We start from the raw sequence: 1,083 nt of genomic DNA, 5'->3' as shown, positions 1-1,083 counted from the left end.
GTTGGTGGAGGTTTTATTGGATATTCCTGTTATTATTTGGGGAAAAAGGAAATAAAAAAATAAGAATAAAGAATTGAAATAATTGGAGAATATAACAAGGGGCCTAATCCTTTGTTTATGAAAAATTTAGGAGGAGTAATGAAAATTAGCTTAAATCGTGAAAATTTTAATTCAGCACTTGAAAAGCTGAAGAGAGAGTATAAAATATATGCACCAATTGAAATTCCGTTTCGTGGTACATTTTCAGATACTTCTGTAATTAGATATTCTGAAATTGATAAGATTGAAGAGATATGTTTTGATAAAAAATCTCATTTTTCAGCAAAGGAAGTAATGCTGCCAATAACACAGACAATGTTTTATTTTACAGAAGAAGGATGCAAGATGCCCAAAGAACAGGAACAAAAATATCTTATATTTCTTAGAAGCTGTGATTTACATGGTGTCAAAAGAGTTGATGATATTTACTTGAATAATAAATTTTTGGATATTTACTACAAGAGAGTCAGAGATAAAGTTAAATTTGTAGTGTTTGGATGTCCAAATTCATTTGAGAACTGTTTTTGTGTAGATATGGGCACTAACAAGACTGATGAGTATAATATTGGAATAAAAGTTACAGAAAAGGAAATATTTGCTGATATAAAAGATGATGAATTGAAGGTATACTTTGATGAACTTATAGCTGAAAAAAATACCAGAAACGCTGATGAAAATAAAATAAATGAAATGTACATGGATGTAAAAGATGAAAAAATGAAAAAATATCTTGAAGAAATAATTGCTGAAAATAATAGTAATAAGATAAAAGAAAATGTTGAATTTGAAATGGAATTTGTAGAAGATAATGAAATTCATGTGGATATTCCTGACAATATTGAGCTTGAAGATATAATAAATTTGGATTTATGGCGTGAATACGACAGTCGTTGCATAGCCTGCGGAAAATGTAACTTTGTTTGTCCAACTTGTACCTGCACGACTACACAAGATGTTTTTTACAGTGAAAATGAAAACAATGGAGAAAGAAGACGTGTGTGGGCTTCATGTCATGTGAACGGCTTTACGGATATGGCTGGGGGG

General features: G+C 30.3%; 1 protein-coding gene. It reads left to right on the top strand.

Features of this window, described 5'->3' with window-relative positions:
• Window positions 1–138 precede the first annotated feature (138 nt).
• A partial coding sequence (locus Q0370_RS08945; RefSeq protein ID WP_299574839.1) for a 4Fe-4S dicluster domain-containing protein occupies window positions 139–1,083 on the top strand: 945 nt, incomplete at its 3' end.

It is taken from the genome of uncultured Leptotrichia sp. (genome assembly GCF_938036635.1).
Lineage (GTDB): Bacteria > Fusobacteriota > Fusobacteriia > Fusobacteriales > Leptotrichiaceae > Leptotrichia > Leptotrichia hongkongensis.
This window is presented reverse-complemented; position numbering and strand designations above follow the sequence as displayed.